The 23,489-nt window shown below is 67.5% G+C and carries 24 protein-coding genes and 1 tRNA gene; 11 read left to right on the top strand and 14 right to left on the bottom strand.

The window, feature by feature from the left end; genetic code table 11:
- Positions 1 to 93: 93 nt before the first annotated feature.
- The 5 genes from Q0632_RS09320 to Q0632_RS09300 form a co-directional block, all read right to left on the bottom strand.
- A complete protein-coding gene (locus tag Q0632_RS09320; protein ID WP_298927848.1) occupies positions 94 to 2,388 on the bottom strand; it encodes a methyl-accepting chemotaxis protein in 2,295 nt (764 codons plus the stop codon).
- A 23-nt stretch (positions 2,389 to 2,411) separates the two neighbouring features.
- On the bottom strand, positions 2,412 to 2,942 hold the full coding sequence (locus Q0632_RS09315) for a chemotaxis protein CheW (protein WP_298927845.1): 531 nt from the start codon (positions 2,940 to 2,942) through the stop codon (positions 2,412 to 2,414).
- A 20-nt stretch (positions 2,943 to 2,962) separates the two neighbouring features.
- Positions 2,963 to 3,328, bottom strand: a complete 366-nt coding sequence (locus Q0632_RS09310; RefSeq protein ID WP_141507783.1) for a response regulator — start codon at positions 3,326 to 3,328, stop codon at positions 2,963 to 2,965.
- Complete coding sequence (locus Q0632_RS09305) at positions 3,328 to 3,726, bottom strand: response regulator (protein ID WP_298927833.1); 399 nt, start codon at positions 3,724 to 3,726, stop codon at positions 3,328 to 3,330. Before Q0632_RS09305 ends, Q0632_RS09310 begins: the two co-directional genes overlap by 1 nt.
- A gap of 78 nt (positions 3,727 to 3,804) precedes the next feature.
- Positions 3,805 to 3,957: a rubredoxin gene (locus tag Q0632_RS09300; RefSeq protein WP_298927829.1), complete on the bottom strand. Its 153-nt coding sequence runs from the start codon at positions 3,955 to 3,957 to the stop codon at positions 3,805 to 3,807.
- A gap of 116 nt (positions 3,958 to 4,073) precedes the next feature.
- Between Q0632_RS09300 and Q0632_RS09295 the strand changes: the two genes are divergently transcribed.
- Entirely contained in the window at positions 4,074 to 5,000 is a 927-nt protein-coding gene (locus Q0632_RS09295; protein WP_298927824.1) for a bifunctional hydroxymethylpyrimidine kinase/phosphomethylpyrimidine kinase, read from the top strand.
- Positions 5,001 to 5,004: 4 nt separating this feature from the next.
- The gene (hemL, locus tag Q0632_RS09290; RefSeq protein ID WP_298927819.1) at positions 5,005 to 6,303 is read left to right on the top strand and encodes a glutamate-1-semialdehyde 2,1-aminomutase; all 1,299 of its coding nucleotides are present in this window, start codon (positions 5,005 to 5,007) and stop codon (positions 6,301 to 6,303) included.
- 50 nt (positions 6,304 to 6,353) lie between these two features.
- Here hemL and purH read toward each other — a convergent pair whose 3' ends face one another.
- The 3 genes from purH to dusB are packed head-to-tail and all read right to left on the bottom strand — an operon-like array spanning position 6,354 to position 9,225.
- Positions 6,354 to 7,949 (bottom strand): bifunctional phosphoribosylaminoimidazolecarboxamide formyltransferase/IMP cyclohydrolase, encoded by a 1,596-nt coding sequence (gene purH, locus Q0632_RS09285; RefSeq protein ID WP_298928059.1) that lies wholly within the window; start codon positions 7,947 to 7,949, stop codon positions 6,354 to 6,356.
- A complete protein-coding gene (locus tag Q0632_RS09280; protein WP_298927815.1) occupies positions 7,946 to 8,182 on the bottom strand; it encodes a Fis family transcriptional regulator in 237 nt (78 codons plus the stop codon). Before Q0632_RS09280 ends, purH begins: the two co-directional genes overlap by 4 nt.
- On the bottom strand, positions 8,179 to 9,225 hold the full coding sequence (gene dusB, locus Q0632_RS09275) for a tRNA dihydrouridine synthase DusB (RefSeq protein WP_298927808.1): 1,047 nt from the start codon (positions 9,223 to 9,225) through the stop codon (positions 8,179 to 8,181). Before dusB ends, Q0632_RS09280 begins: the two co-directional genes overlap by 4 nt.
- Positions 9,226 to 9,355: 130 nt before the next feature.
- Here dusB and Q0632_RS09270 point away from each other — a divergent pair, with 130 nt between their 5' ends.
- Positions 9,356 to 9,826 carry a YqaA family protein gene (locus Q0632_RS09270; protein WP_298927805.1) on the top strand — a complete coding sequence of 157 codons (471 nt, stop codon included), beginning with the start codon at positions 9,356 to 9,358 and terminating at the stop codon, positions 9,824 to 9,826.
- 10 nt (positions 9,827 to 9,836) lie between these two features.
- On the opposite strand, the gene ychF is transcribed toward Q0632_RS09270, so the two are convergent.
- Positions 9,837 to 10,928, bottom strand: coding sequence for a redox-regulated ATPase YchF (ychF, locus tag Q0632_RS09265; protein WP_298927798.1), 1,092 nt, complete (start codon positions 10,926 to 10,928; stop codon positions 9,837 to 9,839).
- Positions 10,929 to 10,959: 31 nt separating this feature from the next.
- Here ychF and Q0632_RS09260 point away from each other — a divergent pair, with 31 nt between their 5' ends.
- Complete coding sequence (locus Q0632_RS09260) at positions 10,960 to 12,783, top strand: 7TM diverse intracellular signaling domain-containing protein (protein WP_298927793.1); 1,824 nt, start codon at positions 10,960 to 10,962, stop codon at positions 12,781 to 12,783.
- A 5-nt stretch (positions 12,784 to 12,788) separates the two neighbouring features.
- Here the strand turns inward: Q0632_RS09260 and Q0632_RS09255 are convergent, their stop codons facing one another.
- Positions 12,789 to 13,655: an MOSC N-terminal beta barrel domain-containing protein gene (locus Q0632_RS09255; protein WP_298927789.1), complete on the bottom strand. Its 867-nt coding sequence runs from the start codon at positions 13,653 to 13,655 to the stop codon at positions 12,789 to 12,791.
- 60 nt (positions 13,656 to 13,715) lie between these two features.
- On the opposite strand from Q0632_RS09255, the gene Q0632_RS09250 reads away from it, so the two are divergent.
- From Q0632_RS09250 to Q0632_RS09235, 4 genes are read left to right on the top strand one after another with little or no spacing between them, the layout of a single operon-like run.
- Complete coding sequence (locus Q0632_RS09250; protein WP_298927783.1) at positions 13,716 to 14,834, top strand: FAD-dependent monooxygenase; 1,119 nt, start codon at positions 13,716 to 13,718, stop codon at positions 14,832 to 14,834.
- Positions 14,835 to 14,865: 31 nt separating this feature from the next.
- A complete protein-coding gene (locus tag Q0632_RS09245; protein WP_298927778.1) occupies positions 14,866 to 15,585 on the top strand; it encodes a DsbC family protein in 720 nt (239 codons plus the stop codon).
- Positions 15,582 to 17,327 carry a peptidase M61 gene (locus tag Q0632_RS09240; RefSeq protein ID WP_298927774.1) on the top strand — a complete coding sequence of 582 codons (1,746 nt, stop codon included), beginning with the start codon at positions 15,582 to 15,584 and terminating at the stop codon, positions 17,325 to 17,327. The genes Q0632_RS09245 and Q0632_RS09240 overlap by 4 nt, the downstream gene beginning before the upstream one ends.
- Entirely contained in the window at positions 17,306 to 18,370 is a 1,065-nt protein-coding gene (locus Q0632_RS09235; RefSeq protein ID WP_298927770.1) for a DUF3108 domain-containing protein, read from the top strand. Before Q0632_RS09240 ends, Q0632_RS09235 begins: the two co-directional genes overlap by 22 nt.
- A 3-nt stretch (positions 18,371 to 18,373) precedes the next feature.
- Here Q0632_RS09235 and paaK read toward each other — a convergent pair whose 3' ends face one another.
- From paaK to Q0632_RS09220, 3 genes are read right to left on the bottom strand one after another with little or no spacing between them, the layout of a single operon-like run.
- A complete protein-coding gene (gene paaK, locus Q0632_RS09230; RefSeq protein WP_298927765.1) occupies positions 18,374 to 19,666 on the bottom strand; it encodes a phenylacetate--CoA ligase PaaK in 1,293 nt (430 codons plus the stop codon).
- A complete protein-coding gene (paaI, locus tag Q0632_RS09225) occupies positions 19,663 to 20,097 on the bottom strand; it encodes a hydroxyphenylacetyl-CoA thioesterase PaaI (RefSeq protein WP_298927760.1) in 435 nt (144 codons plus the stop codon). Before paaI ends, paaK begins: the two co-directional genes overlap by 4 nt.
- 2 nt (positions 20,098 to 20,099) lie before the next feature.
- Complete coding sequence (locus tag Q0632_RS09220) at positions 20,100 to 20,903, bottom strand: enoyl-CoA hydratase-related protein (RefSeq protein ID WP_298927755.1); 804 nt, start codon at positions 20,901 to 20,903, stop codon at positions 20,100 to 20,102.
- 97 nt (positions 20,904 to 21,000) lie between these two features.
- On the opposite strand from Q0632_RS09220, the gene Q0632_RS09215 reads away from it, so the two are divergent.
- On the top strand, positions 21,001 to 21,780 hold the full coding sequence (locus Q0632_RS09215; RefSeq protein ID WP_298927750.1) for an enoyl-CoA hydratase: 780 nt from the start codon (positions 21,001 to 21,003) through the stop codon (positions 21,778 to 21,780).
- A gap of 53 nt (positions 21,781 to 21,833) precedes the next feature.
- Positions 21,834 to 21,910 (top strand) — tRNA-Met (locus tag Q0632_RS09210).
- Between the two features lie 51 nt (positions 21,911 to 21,961).
- On the opposite strand, the gene Q0632_RS09205 is transcribed toward Q0632_RS09210, so the two are convergent.
- Positions 21,962 to 22,927, bottom strand: coding sequence for a tripartite tricarboxylate transporter substrate binding protein (locus Q0632_RS09205; RefSeq protein ID WP_298927746.1), 966 nt, complete (start codon positions 22,925 to 22,927; stop codon positions 21,962 to 21,964).
- Positions 22,928 to 23,067: 140 nt separating this feature from the next.
- Between Q0632_RS09205 and Q0632_RS09200 the strand changes: the two genes are divergently transcribed.
- Positions 23,068 to 23,487, top strand: coding sequence for a hypothetical protein (locus Q0632_RS09200; RefSeq protein WP_298927738.1), 420 nt, complete (start codon positions 23,068 to 23,070; stop codon positions 23,485 to 23,487).
- Positions 23,488 to 23,489 lie beyond the last annotated feature (2 nt).

The following is a 23,489-nucleotide window of genomic DNA, read 5'->3' as shown; positions in this document are numbered from 1 at the left end:
ACGAGCGGGCATGAGCGCCGCCGGGCCGCCCCAAGGCGCGAACACTCCCACAGGGGGCAGCGAGCTTCGGGCGAGCATGGGGGCCAACATCTTTCAGGCGATCTTGAACCGCGAGACCGACTGGCGCAGTTCCTCGGCCATGCGGGACAGTTCGCGCACCTGCTGTGCCGTCGAGCGCGTGCCTTCTCCGGTCTGCTCCGTCACCGCGAAAATGTGCTGGATGTTGCCGGCCACAACGTTGGCCGATTCGGCTTCCTTGGACGCAGAGGCCGAAATCTGCTCGATCAGCTCGGCGAGCTTGCGCGACACCTGGTCAATCTCGGTCAGTGCGGTGCCGGCGTTGTCGGACAGCTTGGCCCCTTCCACCACGCCCTGCGTGGAGCGCTCCATGGCGGCCACGGCGTCCTGGGTGTCGGTCTGAATCGCCTTGACCAGCGCCGAGATCTGGCGCGTGGCGTCTGCGGAACGTTCAGCCAGGCGCTGCACTTCTTCGGCCACCACCGAGAAGCCGCGGCCTGCTTCGCCGGCCGACGCCGCCTGGATGGCGGCGTTCAGGGCCAGCACATTGGTCTGTTCGGTAATGTCGGAAATCAGCTCGGTGATTTCGCCGATCTCCTGGGACGATTCGCCCAGCCGCTTGATGCGCTTGGAGGTTTCCTGGATCTGGTCGCGGATGGAGTTCATGCCGCCGATGGCGTTCTGCACGGCTGCCAGGCCGGACTCGGCGGCCAGCAGCGACTGACGGGCCACCTGGGCCGACTCCTGCGCCTGCCCGGACACCTGGTTGATTCGGCCTGCCATGTCGAGCACCGACTGGCCGGTTTCGCGAATTTCGCGCAGCTGCTCGGTCGATGCCGCCAGCAGCTCGGTCGAGGTGCTTTCCACCTGGGCCGTCGTCTGCGCCACCCGGGTGACCGTGTTCTGCACGTTGCCCACCAGCTGGCGAAGTTCTTCCACCGTGTAGTTCACTGAGTCGGCGATGGCGCCCGTGATGTCCTCGGTCACCGTGGCTTCCTGGGTCAGGTCGCCTTCGGCCACTGTCTGCAGCTCGTTCATCAACCGCAAAATGGCCGCCTGGTTGGCGTCGTTCACGCGCTTGGCTTCCTGCTCCTGCTGCTCGGCTTCCAGGCGCTGCTGCTCAGCCACAGTCTGGCGCTTGCGGCTGTCCTGCAGCTGCACGTAGGCCAGGCCCACGGCGCAGAGGATGGCGAAGATCGACGACACGAACAGGGCCGTCAGGGCGCCGGCGCCCAGGCCGGTCTGCGACGACAGCTTGCCCTGCAAGTCTTCCAGCGAGCGGCGCAGCGGCTCGCTGTCGGCAATGATGGCTGCCTGCGCTTCGCGCGCGGACACCAGGCCCTGCAGGTTGCCCAGAATGGCGCCGGCCTGCGTCCGGGTCTGTTCATAGAGCTTCATCAGCGCCTCCAGGCGCTCGCGCGTCTGCGGGTCCTTGGAGCCGGCCAGGCGCAGGTCAGGGCTGCCTTCGAGCAGGCCCTGGGCGATTTCCTTGAACGAGTTCAAGTCCTTGCCCAGCAGGAACACCGCCTCGGGCGACACGCCTTCCATCGTCAGGAATTCGTTGGCCGATTTGCCGATGCGCTGCGTCAACATCACCAGTTGGCCGGCGGCGGAGATTTCGGCCGGCGCGGCGTTCTGCTGCAGCTTGAGCGAGGACACGGTCTCGGCGATTTCCAGCAGGTCGGACGACTGGCGGTTGATGGTGCGCAGGGCGTTGCCCACCTGGGTCAGGATCTTCTGCTGTCCCATCACGGTGCCGGCGTTCTTCTCGGCGCGCTCCATCAGCGGATTGATCTTGGCGATGTCGTCCTGGTATTCCTCGGCCACCGGCTGGATGCGCAGCGACTCGTCGCCGGACTTCAGGCCGCGCACCGTCTTGGCCAGCACGTCGGCGCTTTCCTTCACGTCCGGGAAGGCCTGGGGGCTGCCCACCAGGGCCTGCGACACCGACTTGGCCAGGCGCTGCGACTGCATCAGCGACTGGCCGGTGCCGGCCACCTGCAAGGCCACCTTGTCCGCCTGGTTCACCGCGAACACGGCCACAGAGCCCAGCACCACCAGCGACAGGGCCAGCAGGGTGAACAAAATGCGCTGGTGCGTGACGATGGTGCGGCGCCCGAGCAGGGGCACCGAGATCAGTTCGGCCTCGTCGACAACATCCATCGGCTCGAGCGAGTCTTCGCCGGCCACGCTGTCGGGATCGAGTGGCTGCTCCAGCAGCGTGTTCCTGCCGGCCGCATCCATGGCGCCCGTGGCCATCGGGTCAAGCGAGGCATCGGGCATCGCGAGACTCAGTTCTCCACCGGGGTCGGCCGAGCTGTCGGCAGGTTTCTTGGAGAACAGGTTTTTGAGTTGGTCAACGACGGACATGATGCGAACCTTCCGGGGAAAACTTAAGCGCTGATGCTCAGGAACTGGGGTTGTTGCGACAGGGCTTGCAGATTGATTTCCTGCCAGTAGGCGCCGCCGGCATCGGTGTAGCCGCTGCCGAAATAGTCGGGCGAGCCCGCCGGGGGCTCACTGGACGAGGAGAAGCTGTCAAGATTGCGAAGGCCAGAGAGCCGGTCGATCAGCAGCGCGCAATTGACTTCGAGCATGGCGTTGAGCGCGACCAGGCGCGACTCGGCGCGGATGGCGTCCGAACGCGGCGCCGGCGCCTGCCCGGCCACGAAGCCGGCCAGATCGACGACGCCGAACAGGCCGCCGCGCAGGTTGGCCACGCCCAGGAACCAGGCCTGGGTGTACGGCACGGGCTGGGTGCTGGCAAATGGAAAAATCTCGCCGGACTGCGCCAGCGGGAACAGGTACCGCTTGCCGGCAGCCTCCACCGCCAGCCAGGAGGCTTGCGTGCCCTCGGTACGGGCGGCCTGCAGACGGCTTGCCAGGCGGCTTTGAAGTTCGCGGAGGGCTTCGCGGTTGGCCATTGTTCTCTAGGGGGCCCGGATCAGCTCAGGGCCTTGATCTTGGCCATGAGCTCGTCCGCGTCCACCGGTTTGGTGATGTAGTCGCGCGCGCCCTGGCGCATGCCCCAGACGCGGTCGGTTTCCTGGTTCTTGCTGGTGCACATGATGATTGGCACGTCGGCATAGAGCGGATCGCGCGTGATGGCGCGCGTCAGCTGGAAGCCATTCTGGCCCGGCATCACCACGTCCATCAGGATCAGGTCGGGTTTTTCCTCGGCCAGGCGACGAAAGGCGTCTTCGGCGTTCTCGGCGGTCTTCACCGCGAAGCCGTTCTTTTGCAGCAAGTCCGTCATGAACATCAGCTCGGTCTTGGAATCGTCCACGACCAGGACTTTCTTGATAGCCATCACACTACTCCTTGATTGGCGGCACCGAACTGCTGCACTGTCTGCAGCAACTGGTCCTTGGTAAACGGTTTGGTCAGGTAGTCTTGCGACCCGACCATGCGGCCGCGGGCCTTGTCGAACACGCCGTCCTTGGAGGACAGCATGACCACAGGCACCGAGGCGAATTTGGCGTTGCGCTTGATGATCGCGCAGGTCTGGTAGCCATCCAGACGGGGCATGAGGATGTCGCAGAAGATGAGATTGGGCTGGTAGTCGTTGACCTTGGCAAGGGCATCGAAACCGTCCTCGGCCAGCATGACCTCATGGCCACCCTGCTTCAGGAAAATCTCAGCACTGCGCCGGATGGTGTTGCTGTCATCGATCACCAGCACCTTGAACCCTGCTCCAGTCGTGCTCACTTGACGCTGCTCCTCTTTTGTAACTGCTCGGGGGGTTGCGCCGGCACCCGCAGGATGCCACCAATGCACGCCCCCTTGTTAGATCTGCACCATCTCGAAATCTTCCTTGCGGGCGCCACATTCGGGGCAGGTCCAGTTCATCGGAACCTCGGCCCAGGGCGTGCCCGCAGCGATGCCTTCATCGGGGGCGCCGGCGGCCTCATCGTAGATCCACCCGCAGATCAGACACATCCATGTTTTTGTTTCAGTCACAGCTTAAAGGGCCTTCGAATAGAATGCAACGATTGTATCGAGGCCCTGTTGCGCGCCGAAAGCACAGCGTGCCGATGCCTGGATCACTCGGGCCTATGCCAAACCCAACTCCCCCCACATCCGACAGCGAAGACGACGACGTTGGCAGCCCGGCCTGCGTGATGGTTTTCAACGCCAGCGATCCCAGCGGCGCGGGCGGCCTGGCCGCAGATGTCACGGCAATCGCCTCGGTCGGCGCACACGCGCTGCCCGTCGTGACCGGCGCCTATGCGCGCGACACCGCCGAGGTCTTCGACCACTTCGCATTCGATGAGGAGAGCATCGCCGAACAGGCGCGCGCCATCCTCGAAGACGTGCCGGTGCAAGTCTTCAAGGTCGGCTTTGTCGGCAGCCCCGAGGCCATCAGCACGATCGCCGAGATCGCCGCCGACTACGCCGATGTCCCTGTGGTGGCCTACATGCCCAACCTGTCCTGGTGGGACGAAGGCCAGATCGACCTGTACCTCGACGCCTTCCGCGAACTCATGCTGCCGCAGACCACCGTGTTGGTAGGAAACCACAGCACGCTGTGGCGCTGGCTGCTGCCGGACTGGAGTTCCGACCGCAGCCCCTCGGCGCGCGACATCGCCAAGGCCGCTTCAGAGATGGGCGTTCCCTACACCCTGGTCACCGGCATTCCCCTGCCCGAGCAGTTCATCGACAACGTGCTGGCCTCGCCGCAGGCGGTGCTGGGCAGCGAAAAATTCGAGCGCTTCGAAGCCGTGTTCGCCGGTGCCGGTGACACGCTCGCGGCGGCGCTGGCGGCCTTGTTGGCCAGCGGCACCGACCTGGCCGCCGCCGCCACCGAAGCCTTGAGCTACCTGGACCGCTGCCTGGACGGGGGCTTTCGCCCCGGCATGGGCCACGTGGTGCCCGACCGGCTGTTCTGGGCCCAGCCCGAGACCGCAGGCGGCGACCTGACCGAGGAAGAAGCGCAGGCCCTGCAAGTCTTCGACATGCCTGCCCACGACACAAAGCATTGAGCCCATGGACCAGAACGAACAACTTTTCGAGCGCGCACGGCGCTGCATCCCCGGTGGGGTCAACTCGCCGGTGCGGGCCTTTCGCGCCGTCGGCGGCACGCCGCGCTTCGTGCAGCGCGCCCAGGGCGCCTACTTCTGGGACGCCAACGGCAAGCGCCACATCGACTACATCGGATCCTGGGGCCCGATGATCCTGGGCCATGGCCATCCGGCCGTGGTCGAGGCGGTGCAAAAGGCCGTGCTGGAAGGCTTCTCCTATGGCGCGCCGACCGAGCGCGAGGTCGAACTGGCGGAGGCCATCCTGGCGCTGATGCCCTCGATGGACATGGTGCGCCTGGTCAGCTCGGGCACCGAAGCGGCGATGAGCGCGATCCGGCTGGCGCGCGGCGCCACCGGCCGCAGCAAGATCATCAAGTTCGAAGGCTGCTACCACGGCCACGCCGACGCCCTGCTGGTCAAGGCCGGCTCGGGCCTGGCGACCTTCGGCAATCCCACCAGCGCCGGCGTGCCGCCAGAGGTGGTGCAGCACACCCTGGTCCTGGAATACAACAACGTCGCGCAGCTGGAAGAAGCCTTCGCCCTGCACGGCAGCGAGCTGGCCTGCCTGGCGATCGAGCCGATCGCCGGCAACATGAACTTCGTGCGTGCCAGCCTGCCCTTCATGCAGCGCTGCCGCGAACTGTGCACGCAGCACGGCGCGCTGCTGGTGTTCGACGAGGTGATGACGGGCTTTCGCGTGGCGCTCGGTGGCGCACAGGCCGTTTACGCCAGGGCTATCCCCGGCTTCGCGCCCGACATCACGGTGATGGGCAAGGTCATCGGCGGCGGCATGCCGCTGGCGGCCTTCGGCGGACCGCGCGCCATCATGGAGCAGCTCGCGCCGCTGGGCCCGGTCTACCAGGCCGGCACACTCTCGGGCAACCCCGTGGCCACGGCCTGCGGCCTGGCCACCCTGGCTGAAATCAGCAAGCCCGGCTTCTTCGACGCGCTGTCGGCCAGCACCCGCTCATTGGTCGACGGTCTGAGCGCAGCGGCCCAGGCCGAGGGCCTGCCCTTCAACGCCGACTGCGAAGGCGGCATGTTCGGCTTCTTCCTCTTGCCCGAGCTGCCGCACAACTATGCCCAGGTGATGAAGACCGACAGCCCACGCTTCAACAAGCTGTTCCACGGCCTGTTGGACCGCGGCGTCTACATTGCACCGGCCCTGTACGAAGCCGGCTTCGTCAGCTCCGCGCACAGCGCCAACGACATCGCGCAAACTGTCGAAGCGGCCCGCGAAGCCTTCAAGACGCTACAAAACTGATAGCAACTCAGGCCCGCCGCAGGGGGCCAGGCGCCGATTCCGCTCTGGAATCAGTGCCTGAAGTGGCGCACGCCGGAAAACACCATGGCGACGCCGCGCTCATCAGCGGCGGCGATCACCTCGCCGTCGCGCATGCTGCCGCCGGGCTGGATCACGCAGCTCGCGCCTTCGTCGATGACAACGTCCAGGCCGTCGCGGAACGGGAAGAAGGCATCGCTGGCCACCGCCGTGCCTTGCAGCGACAGCTTGGCATGGCCGGCCTTGATGCTGGCAATGCGCGCCGAGTCCAGCCGGCTCATCTGGCCGGCACCCACGCCCATGGTCATGCCGCCCTTGCAAAAGACGATGGCGTTGGACTTGACGTACTTGGCGACCTTCCAGGCGAACAGCAGGTCCTGCAACTCCTCGGGCGTCGGCTGCTTCTTCGTCACCACCTTGAGCTCGGCCACCGTCAGTTCGCGGTTGTCGGCGGTCTGCATCAGCAGGCCCGAACCGACGCGCTTGATGTCCATCAGGTTGCGGCCGTTGTCCCAGTCGCTGGCACCACCGGGCGGCAAAGCGATCTGCAGGACACGCACATTGGCCTTGGCCTTGAAGATCTCCAGCGCCTCGGCCGTGAAGGCCGGCGCCATCAGGACCTCGACGAACTGCTTGCTCACCGCCTGCGCCGCGGCGCCGTCGAGCGTGCGGTTGAAGGCGATGATGCCGCCGAAGGCCGAGGTCGGGTCGGTCTGGAAGGCCTTGCTGTAGGCGCCCAGCGCGTCCTGCGCGATGGCCACGCCGCAGGGGTTGGCGTGCTTGACGATGACGCAGGCAGCTTCGCTGAAGCTCTTGACGCATTCCCAGGCGGCGTCGGCATCGGCGATGTTGTTGTACGACAGCTCCTTGCCCTGCAACTGCACGGCGGTGACCAGGGAGCCGGGCGCGGGGTGCAGGTCGCGGTAGAAGGCGGCCTGCTGGTGCGGGTTCTCGCCGTAGCGCAGGTCCTGCAGCTTGACGAAGCGGCCGTTGGTCTGGCCCGAGAACTGGCTGAGGCCAGCCTGCCCCGAGCTTGACTCGGGGTCGTCGATGCGCGAGAGATAGTCGCTGATGGCGCCGTCGTAGTTGCTGATGCGGTTGAATGCCGCGACCGACAGGGCGAACTTGGTCTTGTCCGTGAGCTTGCCGCCGCTGCGCAACTCCTCGAGCACCAGCGGGTACTGGCCGGCGTCGGTCAGCACGCCCACGTCCTTCCAGTTCTTGGCGGCGCTGCGCACCATGGCCGGGCCGCCGATGTCGATGTTCTCGATCGCATCCTCCAGCGTACAGCCGGGCTTGGCCACGGTGGCCTCGAAGGGGTAGAGATTGACCACCAGCAGGTCGATGGTCTCGATGCCGTGGGCCTTGAGCGCCGCCACGTGCTCTGGCAGGTCGCGGCGCGCGAGCAGGCCGCCATGGACCTTGGGATGCAGGGTCTTGACCCGGCCGTCCAGCATTTCAGGAAAGCCGGTGAGCTCGGCCACTTCGGTGACCGGCAGGCCGGCGTCGGCCAGCAATTTGGCGGTGCCGCCGGTGGAGAGCAGGCGAATGCCCATGGCGTGCAGGGCCTGGGCGAATTCCAGGATGCCGGTCTTGTCGGAAACGGAGATGAGTGCGTTCATGTTTATTTGAGAAGCTTGTGTTCGACGAGTTTCTTGCGCAGGGTGTTGCGGTTCAGGCCCAGCCACTCGGCGGCCTTGGACTGGTTGTGGTCGGCCCGCGCCATCACCACCTCCAGCAGCGGCTTTTCCACCACCTTGACCAGCATCTCGTACATGCCGTCGGGCTCGGTGCCGCGCAGGTCGCGGAAATACCCCTCCAGGCTGGTGCGCACGCATTCCTCGATGTGCTTTTTGCTCATGCCTCTGCTTCCATTGCTTCTTCTTGGTTGTTGCCGGCGGCGCCGGCCGCCGGCAGGCGGTCCATGGTGCCGCCCAATGCGTCGAAATACGCGGCCACCGCCTCCTGCTGGGCGGCCGCCTCCTCGATCCTGTTCATGCTGTCGCGGAAGTCCTCGCCGCCGGGCAGGCCGCGCACATACCAGGCGATGTGCTTGCGGGCGCTGCGCACGCCGGTGAACTCGCCGTACAGCGCGTAGTGGTCGTCCAGGTGCTCGAGCAGCAGTTTGCGCACCTCGACCACCAGCGGCGGCGCCAGGTGGGTTCCGGTCGCCAGGAAATGCGCGATCTCGCGGAAGATCCAGGGCCGGCCCTGGGCAGCGCGGCCGACCATCACGGCGTCGGCGCCGGTCAGGGCCAGCACGTCGCGCGCCCGCTCGGGCGTGCTGATGTCGCCGTTGGCCACCACCGGCACGCGCACCGCGGCTTTCACGGCCGCCACCGTCTCGTACTCGGCCTGGCCCTTGTAGCCCTGCTCGCGCGTGCGGCCGTGCACCGTCAGCATCTGGATGCCCACGCCCTCGAAGGCACGCGCCAGCGTCACCGCGTTCTTGTTCGCCTGGCACCAGCCGGTGCGCATCTTCAGCGTGACGGGGACGCCGTGCGGCGCGCAGGCCTGGACCACGGCCTGCGCGATGGCCACGGCCAGCGCCTCGTCCTGCATCAGCGCCGAGCCGGCCCACTTGTTGCAGACCTTCTTGGCCGGGCAACCCATGTTGATGTCGATGATCTGGGCGCCGCGCTCGACGTTGTAGGCCGCGGCCTCGGCCATCATGGCGGCGTCGGTGCCGGCGATCTGCACCGCGATCGGCCCGGGCTCGCCAGTGTGGTCGGCGCGCCGCGAGGTCTTCAGGCTGTTCCACAGATCACGCCGCGAAGTGACCATCTCGCTGACCGCATAACCTGCGCCGAGCTTGCGGCACAACTGCCGGAAGGGCCGGTCCGTCACGCCGGCCATGGGCGCGGCGAACAGGTTGTTCGCCAGGTCATGCGGGCCGATCTTCATGGGGTAAGGGAGGGGTTGCTGCTGAAAAATGAGGCACGATTGTATGCGCCCACGGTTTCAGACGCTGAAATGCGCGCCGGCGGTCCGCACCTACAGCCGGCCGGCCGGGCTGCTGCCATACTCGGCCCGCATGCAAGCCTGGCTCGACGCTCTCCTCGCCCTGCTCGCTCTGCCGCAATACGGGCTGAGCACCCTGTTCATCGCCGCCTTCATTTCGGCGACGCTGCTGCCCATAGGCTCGGAACCGATCCTGTTCGGCCTGCTGCACCTGAATCCAGAGATGTTCTGGACGGCCATCGGCGTGGCCACGGCAGGCAATACCCTGGGCGGCATGCTGGACTGGTGGATGGGCTATGGCGCGCACCAGGTGGTCGACAAGTACCACCACTCATCGCACCACACGCGGGTCATCGCCTGGCTGGAAAAGCTCGGGCCAAAGGCCTGCCTGCTGTCGTGGCTGCCGCTGTTCGGCGACCCGCTGTGCGCGGTGGCGGGCTGGCTGCGGCTGCCCTTCTGGCCCTGCGCCTTCTACATGCTGATCGGCAAATTCCTGCGCTACGTGACAATGACGACGGTGCTGTTGTACATCTGGCCGGTCTGAGCCGGTTCTCTCAGACGTTGAACAGGAAGTTCATCACGTCGCCATCCTTGACGACGTAGTCCTTGCCTTCGCTGCGCATCTTGCCGGCATCCTTGGCGCCTTGCTCACCCTTGAAGGCGATGAAGTCGTCGAAGGCGATGGTCTGGGCACGGATGTAGCCACGCTCGAAATCGGTGTGAATGACGCCGGCGGCCTGTGGCCCGGTGGCGCCGACGGCCACGGTCCAGGCACGCACTTCCTTGACGCCCGCGGTGAAATAAGTCTGCAGGCCCAGCAGCGTGAAGGCCGAGCGGATCAGCCGGTTCAGGCCCGGCTCCTGCTGGCCGATCTCGGCCAGGAACATCTGCTTGTCCTCGTCGCTCATGTCGGCCATCTCGGCCTCCATCTTGGCGCAGATCGCCACCACCGGCGCCCCCTGCTTCTTGGCGTACTCGCGCAACTTGTCCAGGTAGGGGTTGTTGTCGAAGCCATCCTCGGCGACGTTGCCGACGAACATGGCCGGCTTGGCCGTGATCAGGCACAGCGGCTTGACCAGGGGTTGATCTTCCTTGCTGAAGTCAATCGCGCGCACCGGCGTGCCCTGGTTGAGCGCCGCCTGGCATTTCTCCAGGATGGCGACGATCTTGGCCGCTTCCTTGTCGCCCGAGCGCGCGGTCTTGGAGTGGCGGTGCAGCGCCTTTTCCACCGTGCCCAGGTCGGCCAGGCACAGCTCGGTCTGGATGACCTCGATGTCGGAGATGGGGTCAACCTTGCCAGCCACGTGGATCACGTTGGGATCGTCGAAGCAGCGCACCACGTTCACGGTGGCGTCGGTCTCGCGGATATGGGCCAGGAACTGGTTGCCCAGGCCCTCGCCCTTGCTGGCGCCAGCGACCAGGCCGGCAATGTCGACGAACTCGACAATGGCCGGTACGATGCGCTCGGGCTGGACGATCGCAGACAGCTGCGCCAGCCGCGGATCGGGCACCTCCACCACCCCCACACTGGGATCGATCGTGCAGAAAGGGTAGTTCTCCGCCGGCACGCTGGCTTTCGTCAGCGCGTTGAACAAGGTTGATTTCCCCACATTGGGCAAACCTACAATCCCGCACTTCAAGCTCATGTCAGTTTCCAAAAATCAGGCGGGGAAGTGTATGCGATGGCTTGCCGCCGGGCTGCGGGCCTGGCCTTTGGCACTGCTGCTGACGCTGGCCGCACCGGCTGGCGCCCACGCCCAGGCGGCCCCGGCGCTGCCCGCCATCACACTGGGCGATGGCCCGCCGAGACTGGACGGCGAGGAGCTGGGCAGCCTGTGGCTCGATGCCACCGGCAGCGCCGGCATCGACCAGGTGGCAGGCGGCGACCTGCATCTGAAACCGGGCTCAACCAGCGCCATCCATGACTTCGGCGACCGCGGCGCCCTGTGGATCCACTACCGGCTGGCGCTGGCACCGTACACCCGCCAGGGCTGGCTCATCACCCTGCCCTCGCCGGTGCTGGACTTTGTGCGCCTGTGGCAGCGCGACGCCGACGGCCAGTGGCGCTCGCAAACCGCCGGCGACACGGTGGCGGTGGATGCCTGGCCCGAGCCGGGCCGCTACCCATCCTTCCGCCTGGATCTGGAGCCGGGCCAGTCGCACGATGTCTACCTGCAGGTGCGCAGCCAGACCCCCACCAGCGTGCCGGTGCGCCTGGAGTCAGAAGCCGCCCATGCGCAGCAACTGCAGGTCGAATACCTGGGGCTGGGCGTGGCCTTTGGCGCGCTGGTGCTGCTGATCGCCAGCTGCGCGGCGCAAAGCTGGGCCTACCGGGACCGCATCTACGGCTGGTATGCGGCCTATGCGGCGGCGACCATGCTGGGTTTGATGGCCTATACCGGCGTGGCGGCCCACTTGTTGTGGACCGGCTCGGGCTTCTGGGCCGACGCACTGCAAGGCAGCCTGGCCTTGCTGGCCACCGGCGCCGCCGTCCTGTTCGTACGTAGCCTGGCCGGTATTGCGGTGCGCCACCGCGTGCTGGCGCGGGTCACCGCGGTGGCCGGGCCGCTGGGCGGCGTGCTGGCCCTGGCCTACCCCTTCCTGGCCCGGCCACTGGCCCTGGGCCTGGTGGCAGCCTACATGGCCTGCGCGGTGGCGCTCAACGTGCTGGTGGCCTGGCTGTCCTGGCGCCGCCGCGACAGCGTCGGCCTGTGGGTGTTGCTGGCCTATGCGCCGCTGGCCACCGCGGTGCTGCTGTCCCTGGCGCGCGTCTTCGGCTGGTTGCCCGCGTCCTTCGGCACCCTCTATGCGATCGTGGTGGCGACGGCGCTGGAGGTGCCGCTGCTGCTGGTGGCCCTGAGCATCCGCGCGCGCGAGCGCCACGGCACGCAGATCCGCGAGCTGGCCCTGTCCAGCCAGGACGCGCTGACCGGCCTGCTGGCGCCGCACCTGTTCCACGACCGGCTGCGCCAGGTGGTGGCGCGCTACCGGCGCGACCGCGAGGACGCCGCCGTGGTCTTCATCGACCTGGTCAACCACGGGCGCATCAAGGCCCACTACGGCTCGGCCGTGGCCGAACAGAGCCTGTTGCGCAGCGTCATCAAGCTGCGCCGGCTGCTGCGCGACGTCGACACCGTCAGCCGCGTCGCCGAGGCCCGCTTCGGCCTGATCCTGGAAGGGGTGACGGCACGCACCGAGGTCACGCAAAGCGCGGCCCGCCTGATCGCCGCCGGCCTGATGCCGCTCAAGGGCCTCAAGCCCGACGTCACCCTGCAGTTCCACATCGCCGCCGTGGTGCTGCGCGAGCGCACCATGGACGCCCCCGCACTGGCCGACTCGCTGGGCGTGCTGCTGGACGGCATGTCGGCACGCACGCGCCGGCCGATCCGCTTCCTGGAACCGGAAGTCACCCAGCCAGCGCCGCTGGACGACGATCCCGCCCACGAGGGCGACGAGGACAGCCTGCTGCCCGAAGCTTCGGCGGGCCTGGCCAGCAGCTAGGGCCCCTACTCGAAGCGCCAGTTCGCCGTCAGCTGCTGGCCAACGCGCAAGACCTGGCCATCGCCTTCGAGCACGATGGCATTCATGCCGAAGGTCACGGCGCCGCCGAGGCGGTCGTCGCGCCGGTAGGCCTGCAGCGCATCGCCGACGGCACTGCGGCTCTCGGCGGTGGCCGGGTCGATGTTGGGAATGGGGCAGCGCGCACAGGGCTTGACCAGCTTGAACCGCACCGGCGCATCGCCGGCCGCGACCTGCAGTTCATCGAGCCGGTCCTCGTCGTGGGCATCGATGCCGGCCAGCACAATGTTGGGCCGGAAGCGCTCCATGCCCACCGCGGCGTGGCCGACGGCCGCCAGCCTCTCATTCAGCCCCGGCAGCGAGGCCTCGCTGGTCACCAGCACCGGATAGCCGTCGCTGAACTGGTTGGGCGCCTCCACCCCGCCGGTCCACTGCAGGCTCGACAGGCGGCGGTGCTCGGGGTCGAAGCGCACCAGGCGCAGCTTGCGGCCCAGGAAGTCGCTGAACCACTGGGCGGCGATGGCGCCCATGTCGTAGGCCGGCACTTCGTCGTTCCAGACGCGCACCCGCACCGGCTCCTCGACGGTGTCGATGGCCAGGTGCAAGGCCAGCATGCCCGGGGCCCGCAGCACCACCTCCTGGGTTTTGAGCTGGGGCCGCACCAGGGCCATGCGCGGCAGTTCGCGCTGGCTGACGAACTCGCCCTCTTCATCCACCACCATCCAGGCCCGGTCCAGGTCCAGGCCGGTTTCGGTCAGCACGGCCTCGGCCAGCTCGATGCCGGCACAGGACTTGATGGGATAGACGAACAACCGGGCGATCCGGGCGGTGACATCGGCAGGAGTGGAGCTCATGGGCAAGGGGCTGGTGGGATGGGCAGCCGCGATTGTGCCCCGCCTCCTACAATCCCAGGCATGGCGCCTCCTCTCGATGTCTGTCTTCGCGGCGCCGGCGTGGTCGGCCGCACGCTGGCCCTTTTGCTGGCGCGTGAGCGCCTGAACGTCGGCCTGACCGGCCAAGCTGCCGCCGCCACCGGCGCGGCCAGCGACGTGCGCGCCTATGCGCTCAATGCCGCCTCGCGCCAGCTGCTGGAGGCCCTGCGGGCCTGGCCCGACGAGCGCCACTGCACGCCGGTCAAGGCCATGCAGGTGCATGGCGACGATGGCGGCGAGGTCCGCTTCGACGCGCAGCAGCAGGGCGTACAGGCCCTGGCCTGGATCGTCGATGTGGCTGCATTGCAGGCGCAGCTGGACCAGGCGCTGCGTTTCCAGCCCCTGGTGCAACTGCTGGAACAACCGCAGGCGGCGGCCCTGACCGTGGTCTGCGAAGGCAGGGCCAGCGCGACCCGTGCCGAATTCGGCGTGCAGTACGACGTCACACCCTACCCGCAGCACGCCATCGCGGCGCGTGTGAGCTGCGAGCAGCCGCACGGCCAGGTGGCCCGCCAGTGGTTCGGCGAGGGCGGCATCCTGGCATTTTTGCCGCTGGGCGGGCCGGCCGAGACCGCCGACGGGAACTCCGTGGCCCTGGTCTGGTCAGTCCCCCAGGAACGTGCAGCGCAGTTGCTCGCGCTGCCGGCGACGGAATTTGAAGCCCGGCTGCAGGCGGCCAGCCATGGCGCCCTGGGCAAACTGGCCCTGGCCAGCGAGCGGGCCTGCTGGCCGCTGCAGCTGGCGCGGGCCGACCGCTGGTGCGGGCCGGGCTGGGCGCTGGCCGGCGACGCCGCCCACACGGTCCACCCCCTGGCCGGCCAGGGCCTGAACCTGGGGCTGGCCGATGCCAGCGAGCTGGCCAGGGTCCTGCACGAACGCGAGTACTGGCGCGGCGTGGGCGACGTGAAACTGCTGCGGCGCTATGAGCGCTCGCGCAAGGCGTCGGTGCTGGCCATGGGCGCGGCGACCGACGGCCTGCAGCAGCTGTTCGCACAAGAGGCCGGTCCCTGGGGCTGGCTGCGCAACTGGGGCATGCGGGGATTCGAGCGCAGCGGACCGCTCAAGCAATGGGTGGCGCGGCAGGCTGCAGGGCGGCTCTGACGCCACGGTGGATGAACGACCTGGACAACAAATGATTGATTTCAAACGCGGGCTGCTGGCGGCCCTTTTTGCCACCGGCCTGCTGGCCGCCTTCGCAGCCCATGCGCAGGAAGCCACCATCCGCAAGAACCTGGGCGAACGCATCCCGCAACTGGGCAAGATCGACGAGATCAGCAAGACGCCCATGCCCGGCCTGTTCGAGGTGCGCGTGGGCACCGACATCCTCTACACCGACGCCGAGGGCAGCTTCCTCATCCAGGGCAGCCTGATCGACACCAAGCAGCGGCGCAACCTGACCGAGGAGCGCACCGAAAAACTGCTGGCGGTGGACTTCGACAGCCTGCCGATCAAGGACGCCTTCACCATCGTGCGCGGCAACGGCAAGCGCAAGCTGGCGGTCTTCGAGGACCCCAACTGCGGCTACTGCAAGCGCTTCGAACGCGACCTGCAGAAGGTCGACAACGTCACCGTCTACATGTTCCTCTACCCCATCCTCAGCCCCGACTCACACGACAAGTCGCGCAACGTCTGGTGCGCCAAGGACAAGGGCAAGGCCTGGCAGGACATGATGGTGCGCGACGCCAACGTTCCCGCCGGCAGCTGCGACGCCGCCGCTGTCGCCCGCAACCTGGAGTTCGGCAAGAAGCACAAGATCACCGGCACGCCCACGCTGATCTTCGCCGACGGCTCGCGCGTGCCCGGCGCCATCGGCGCGCCGCAGGTCGAGAAAATGCTGGCCGAAGCCAAGTGAGCGGCGCAGCAGTGCACTACCGGGTCGAGATCGCGGATCTGCATGCCCACCTGTTTCGCGTCACCCTGACCATCGCGCAGCCGGCGGCGCAGCAGCGGGTTTCGCTGCCGGTGTGGATCCCGGGCAGCTACCTGGTGCGCGAGTTCTCCAAGAATCTGCAGAAACTCTCGGCGCGCCAGGACGGCAAGCCGGTGGCCCTGCAGCAGCTGGACAAGTGCAGCTGGCAGATCGACTGCGTGCCCAGCACGGCGCTGGTCTTGATCTATGAGGTCTATGCCTTCGACAACTCGGTGCGCACCGCCTGGCTGGACAGCCAGCGCGGCTTTTTCAACGGCACCAGCCTGTGCCTGAAGGTGCACGGCCAGGAGGCCATGCCCCATGTGCTGGAGCTGGTGGCCGACAAGGCCGCCCCGCACTGGGAAGCCGCCACCGCCCTGGCACCGCTCAAAGCCGGCAAGCGCGGCTTCGGCACCTATCTCGCGGCCGACTACGACGAGCTGGCGGACTGCCCGGTGGAACTGGGCACGTTCTGGAGCGCGCAGTTCAAGGCCGGCGGCGTGCCGCACCGCATCGTGGTGGCCGGCGCCAGCGAGTCCTTTGACAGCGCCCGCCTGCTGGCCGACACGCAGAAAATCTGCGAAGCCGAGATCCATTTCTGGCATGGCCGGAAAAAGCCGCACTTCAAGAGCTACCTGTTCATGCTCAACGTGGTGGACGATGGCTACGGCGGCCTGGAGCACCGCAACTCCACCGCTCTGATCGCCTCGCGGCGGGACCTGCCGCGGCTCGGTGATGCGCGCCTGGGCGAGGGCTACACCACGCTGCTGGGCCTGATCAGTCACGAATACTTCCACACCTGGAACGTCAAGCAGTTGCGGCCGGCCGAGTTCAGCCGCTACGACTACGGCCGCGAGAACTACACCCAGCTGCTGTGGTTCTTCGAGGGCTTCACCAGCTACTACGATGACCTGCTGCTGCGCCGCGCCGGCATCATCGACGATGCCGCCTACCTCAAGCTGCTGAACAAGACCATCAACCAGGTGCTGCAGACCCCGGGCCGCGAGGTGCAGGCCGTGGCCCAGGCCAGCTTCGACGCCTGGGTCAAGTACTACCGGCAGGACGAGAACACCGCCAACGGCACGGTCAGCTACTACACCAAGGGGGCGCTGGTGGCGCTGTGCTTCGACCTGACGCTGCGCGCCGAAGGCCGCACCACGCTCGACGATGTGATGCGCGCCCTGTGGCTGCGCTGCAAGGCCGGCCCCATGACCGAGGCCGACTTCGCCGCCGTTCTCAAGGAGCTGGGCGGACGCAGTTTCAGCCGCGAGATCAGCGCCTGGATCCACGGCACGCGCGAGCTGCCGCTGGCCGAATTGCTGCCCCAGCACGGTATCGACGTGCGGGAAGACCCGGCCCAGTTGCAGCAGCGCCTGGGCTTGCGCGTGAGCGAGACGGCCGGCATCCAGATCAAGACCGTGCTGCGCGGCGGCGCGGCCGAACAGGCCGGCATCGCCGCCAACGACGAATGGCTGGGCGTGGAGGTTGCGGGCACGGCCTGGCGCATGGCCAAGCTCGACGACCTGTTGCTCTACGCCGGCAGCCATCGCAAGCTGACGGCCCTGGTGGCACGCGACCGCCGCATCCTGCGCCTCGACCTGCAACTGCCGGCCACAGCCACCACCTGGCGCCTCGTTCTGCGTGATGCCGGCCTGGTCAAGCCATGGCTCGCCGTGCCCGCCTGAACGCCGGCAGCGCTCCGGCCGGCCTGGCCCTGCGGCTGCTGGCCATCGGCCTGGCCGTGCTGCTGGCCCATGGCCTGGCGCTGGACTGGCTGGCGCGCCAGCTGCCTGCGGCCAGCGTGCTGCGATCACAGGCCGAGCCCATGTTCACCCGGCTGCTGCAACCGCAGACCCCACCTGCGCCGCCTGCGTCAGAGAAAAAAAGGCCTGCAGCCCCCGTGAAACAGGCCTCACCAGCTACCGAATCGATAGCAATCAGCAGTCCGGCGGCGACCGCCACTGCCGCCGTCACCGATGCCGCCCCGCCGCCGGAGCCGGTCGCGCCGCAGCCGCCTGAAGCCGCAGCCGCCGAGTCCCTGCCCGAAGCCGCCACAGCCGCCGTCACTGCCACGGCAGACCCGGCCGACAGCTGGCCGGCCGACACGCGTCTGAACTACCAGTTGGGCGGGCGCTTTCGCAGCGGCGAGCTCTATGGCGACGCCAAGGTGCAATGGCAGCGCGACGGCAACCGCTACCAGGCCCGCATCGACATCGATGTGACCTTGATGGTGCGGCTGCTCATCACCAGCCAGGGCGAGGTGCGTTCCGACGGCCTGCTGCCGCTGGCCTACGAGGAAGTGCGACGCGGCAAGAGCCGAGGCATGCGCATGGACGAGGCCAGCATTTTTTTTGCCGACGGCCGCAGGGCGCCGCGGCCCGGTGGCATGCAGGACACGGCCAGCCAGTTCGTCGAGCTGGCCCACCGCTTCGCCACCGGCCAGGAGCGGCTGGAGGTCGGGCGCAGCGTGGACCTCTGGCTGGCGCGGCCCAATGCCGTCGACCTTTGGACCTACGACATCGTCGAGCGCGAGATGCTGCGCACGCCGCGGCTGGGCGAGATCGAGGCTTTTCGCCTCAAGCCCCGGCCCATCGCCAACCCGCGCGGCAACATCACGGCAGAGATGTGGTTCGCGCCCAGCCTGCAATACCTGCCGGTGCGCATCCGTGTGAGCATGGGCGAGGAAGCAGTGGTCGACCTGATCGTCGACAGCATCGAACAGCGCTAGCAGTCATTTCCTTTGATCCAGGACCCGCCTGGCCTTGCCCAGACTGCGTTCGATGCCACCGGCGGCGCGCAACTCGACGCGCGCCGAGGTCCCCACATAGGTCTTGATCTCATGGGCCAGCCTGTCGGCCGCCGCCCGCGCCGACAGGCTGTCGTGCGCTATGCCCTGGCGCGCCTCCACCGCCACAGTCAGGCAGTCCAGCGGGCCTTCGCGGCTGAGGATGCATTGGTAGTGCGGCGCCAGCTCCGCACGCTGCAAGATCAGCTCCTCGATCTGCGTGGGGAAGACATTGACGCCGCGCACGATCATCATGTCGTCGCTGCGGCCTGTGATCTTTTCCATGCGGCGCATGGTGCGCGCCGTGCCTGGCAGCAGACGCGTCAGGTCGCGCGTGCGGTAGCGGATGACCGGCAGCGCTTCCTTGGTCAAGCTGGTCAGGACCAGCTCGCCCAGTTCGCCATCGGCCAACAATGCACCGGTCTCGGGATCGATGATCTCGGGATAGAAGTGGTCCTCCCAGAGGGTGGGGCCGTCCTTGGTTTCCACGCACTCGTTGGCCACGCCCGGCCCCATCACCTCGGACAGGCCGTAGATGTCCACGGCATCGATCCCCATGCGCTGCTCGATGGCGGCGCGCATGTCGTTGGTCCAGGGCTCCGCGCCGAAGATGCCCAGACGCAGCGAGGACCGGGCCGGGTCCAGCCCCTGGCGCTCGAACTCGTCGGCGATGGCCAGCATGTAGCTGGGCGTGACCATGATGATGTCGGGCCGGAAGTCGGCAATCAGCTGCACCTGGCGCTCGGTCTGGCCGCCGCCGAAGGGCACGACCGTCAGGCCCAGATGCTCGGCGCCATAGTGCGCGCCCAGGCCGCCGGTGAACAGGCCGTAGCCGTAGCTCACATGCACCAGATCGCCCGGCCGCGCGCCCGAAGCGCGGATGCTGCGCGCCATCACATGGGACCAGGTGGCGATGTCGTTCCTGGTGTAGCCGACCACGGTGGGCTTGCCCGTCGTTCCGCTGGAGGCATGGATGCGCGCGCACTGCGCGCGCGGCACGGCGAACATGCCGTAGGGGTAGCTGTCGCGCAGGTCCTTCTTGGTGGTGAAGGGGAACTTTGCCAGATCAGCCAGGCTGCGGCAGTCATCGGGATGCACGCCGGCGGCGTCGAACTTGGCCCGGTACACCGGTGAGTTGGCCCAGGCGTGCTGCAAGGTCTGGCGCAGGCGTTTGAACTGCAGGCCGCGCAGCTCGTCGACGCTGGCCTTCTCGATGGGCTCGAGGGGAAAGCCCGTCATGTCACCTCCGGGATCACAGTGCCAGAGATGGATGCGCTCTTGCCGCGGAACATGGCCACGACCTCGCCGCGCTGGTTGCTCACCCGCATGTCGTAGATGCCGTGACGGCCCTGCAGCACCTGCTCCACCCCCTCGCAGGTGAGCACGTCGCCCAACTGGCCGGGCCTGAGGAATTCGATGCTGCAGCCGGCGGCCACCGTCACCTTGTTATGGCTGTTGCAGGCAAAGGCAAAGGTGGAATCGGCCAGGGTGAAGATGAAGCCGCCGTGGCAGATGCGGTGGCCGTTCAGGTGCAGCTCGCGCACCTGCATGCGCAGCACGGCGCGGCCCGGCTCGCAGGCCAGGAGCTCCATGCCCATGGTGTCCTTGCTGGCCGTGTCGCCGGCCCACATGGTTTCGCCGACACGCCGCGCCATTTCGGTCGGGGACATGGTCACTCTCCCTTGAACTGCGCCGGGCGCTTCTCGAGGAAGGCCATCACGCCTTCGATGTAGTCATGGGTCTTGCCCAGTTGCGACTGCGTGTCGCGCTCGGCGTCAAGCTGCTCGTCCAGGCTGCGCGAGGCAGCATCACGCAGCAGCTTGCGGGTGGCCACCAGGGCCTGGGTCGGCAGCACGGCCAGGCGCTGGGCCAGTTGCATGGCCGCTGCCACGCAGTCCTGGCCTTCGGGCGCAACGTCCCAGATCATTCCCCACTCTTTCGCTTCCTTGGCGCTGAGCTTGTCGCCCAGCAGCGCAGCGCCCATGGCCCGCGCCAGCCCCAGCTTCTGGACCAGGAACCAGGTGCCGCCGGCATCGGGCACCAGGCCGATCCTGCTGAAGGCCTGGATGAAGCTGGCGTTGGGTGCAGCGACGGCGAGGTCGCAGGTCATGGCCAGCGAGGCACCGGCGCCGGCCGCCACGCCGTTGACGGCAGCCACCGTCGGCACGCGCAGCGCCATCAGCTTGCGCACCGTGGGATTGAAAGCCTGGTCGATGACCGGACCGGGGTCGGCCCGTTGGACCAGGTTGGGGCCGGGCGCGAAGTCGAATTCGCCCAGGTCGGCGCCGGCACAAAAGCCGCGGCCGGCACCGGTCAGGACGATGGCGCGCACCGCCTTGTCGGCCTCGGCCCTGTCCAGCGCAGCCCACAGTTCATGGTGCATCTGCCGGGTGAAGCTATTGAGCGCCTGCGGCCGGTTCAGCGTGATCAGCGCCACGGCGCCCTCGGTCGAATACAGCACGGTCGGTTCGGTCATACCTGGTCTCCTGGCGGCACTCTAGCATTGACCGACCGATCGGTTGGTGAATGTTTTCCCTTGGGTATAGTCCTCCGATCCAACCGAGGAGAACGACATGGCTTACGAATGCATCGAGGTGCGCACCGAGGGCGGCAAGGTCGGCGTGGTGACGCTCAACCGCCCCAAGCAACTCAACGCGCTGAACAACCAGCTGATGGACGAACTGGGCGCGGCCGTGAAGGCCTTCGACGCCGACGAGGCCATCGGCTGCATCATCGTCACCGGCAGCGAGAAAGCCTTTGCCGCCGGCGCCGACATCGGCGCCATGGCCAGCTACGGCTTCGCCGACGTCTACAAGGGCGACTACATCACCCGCAACTGGGAAACCATCCGCAGCGTGCGCAAGCCGGTGATCGCCGCCGTCAGCGGCTTCGCCCTGGGCGGCGGCTGCGAGCTGGCCATGATGTGCGACTTCATCATCGCCGCCGACAACGCGAAATTCGGTCAGCCCGAGATCAAGCTGGGCATCATCCCCGGCGCCGGCGGCACCCAGCGCCTGCCGCGCGCGATCGGCAAGGCCAAGGCCATGGACATGGCGCTGACGGCCCGCATGATGGACGCCGCCGAAGCCGAGCGCTCTGGCCTGGTCAGCCGCGTCGTGCCGCTGGACAAGCTGATGGAAGAAGCTCTGGGCGCGGCCCTGCTGATCTGCGAGTTCTCGCAGATCGCGGTGATGGCGGCCAAAGAATCGGTCAACCGGGCCTTCGAGAGCAGCTTGTCGGACGGCATCATGTTCGAGCGGCGCATGTTCCACGCGACCTTCGCCACCGCCGACCAGAAGGAAGGCATGGACGCCTTCGTCAACAAGCGCAAGCCCCAGTTCCGGAACCAGTGACGGCATCCGTTATAATCTCGGGCTCCGGCGCAAACTGAAAAAGCGCCCGGAACGGCGCTTTAGCTCAGTCGGTTAGAGCGATGGAATCATAATCCACAGGTCCGCGGTTCGAATCCGTGAAGCGCCACCAGATCCCCTGAAAGCCCCGTGCCGTCCGGCCCGGGGCTTTTTTCTTGCGGCCTCAGTCGATCTTGGCGCCCGAGGCCTTGACGATGGCGCCAGACGTTTCCCAGTCGGCGCGCAACAGCTTGTTGAAGTCGTCCGGGGCCATGGCGCCCATTTCCACGCCCAGGTTGGCAAAGCGCTGCTGCACAGCCGGGTCGGCCATCACCTTTTGCACCGCGGCGTTGAGCTTGTCGACCTCGGCCTTGGGCATGGCGGCCGGGGCCAGCAGGCCGAACCAGGAATCGAACTTGTAGCCCGGCAGGCCGGCTTCGGCCACGGTGGGCAACTCGGGCAGGAAGCGCGAGCGGCTGGTGCCGGTGTAGGCCAGCAGCTTCAGGCGCGCGTCCTGCTTGAAGGCCACAACGCCGATCACCGCCGGCACCACGCCCTGCACCCGGCCTGCCAGGGCCTCGTTGACAGCGTCGCCGGTGGACTTCATCGGGATGTGCTGCATCTGCGCGCCTGCCTTGGCCAGGAAGGAGGCCATGCCCAGGTGGGTGGCGCTGCCGTTGCCGGCCGAGGCGTAATTGAACTGGCCCGGCTTGGCCTTGAGCAGCTTGAGGTAGTCGGCCAGGCTGTTCACGCCCTCCAGATTGCCCGGCGCGGCAATCACGTAGCCCGAATTGCCCAGGTAGCTCACACCCACGAAGTCCTTGATCGGGTCGTAGGGCAGCTTGCTGTACATGTGGCCGGCCAGGGTGTGGCTGGCTGCGGCCAGCACCAGGGTGTTGCCGTCGGGCGCGGCCTTGGCGACCTGGGCCGTGCCGATGGTACCGCCGGCGCCGGCGCGGTTCTCGATGATCACCGACGCACCCAGCAGCACGCCCAGCTCGTTGTTGAAGGTGCGGGCGATGGTGTCCTGCACCGCGCCGGGGCCGTAGGGAACGACGATGCGGATGACGCGCTGCTGCGCCAGTGCCGTGCCGGCCGCCAGACTGAGCGCGAGCGCCAGGCCCAGGCCGCGCAAAGGTTGAAATGCCATGAAAACTCCTGTGGGTGATGCCAGCCAGCGCTGGGACGAAGGCGGCAGTATAAGAAGGCCCGCTTTGGTAAACTGCGGCCCATCCCCGAGGCACTGTTCGCGCAGTGCCTTTTTCCTTCGACAGCCTCTGGACAGACACCATGAACCGCTGCAACAGACTCCGGGCCGGCCTGGCCCTGTCCCTCTCCCTGGCCTGCCTGGCCGTCACCGCATTGCCCACCGGCGCTGCCGCCCAGGGAATGGTGCGCGAAGCGCCCAAGGACGTGAAGCCCGCCCGCATGGCGGTGGGTTACCCGCCGGAGATCGCGCTGGACGGCAAGGCCGACCGGCTTTCGCCCGGCGTCCGCATCCGCGACCTCAACAACATGCTCGTGCTGACCGGAGCCCTGGCCGGCAAGACCGTGCCCGTAGTCTACCGGCGCGACGCTGCCGGCCTGGTGCACGAGGTCTGGATCCTGACCGAGGCGGAATTCACCAAGCTCGGCGGCGCTGGCAGCGGGGCCGAGGGCTTCTTGCGCTTCGCCGAGCTGCTGGCCGCGATCTTCGGCGCGCGCAAGTGAGG

This window comes from uncultured Ramlibacter sp. (assembly GCF_936925435.1).
Classification (GTDB): Bacteria; Pseudomonadota; Gammaproteobacteria; order Burkholderiales; family Burkholderiaceae_C; genus Ramlibacter.
Note: the sequence above shows the minus strand (reverse complement) of the source record. Positions and strands in the feature narration are given on the sequence as shown.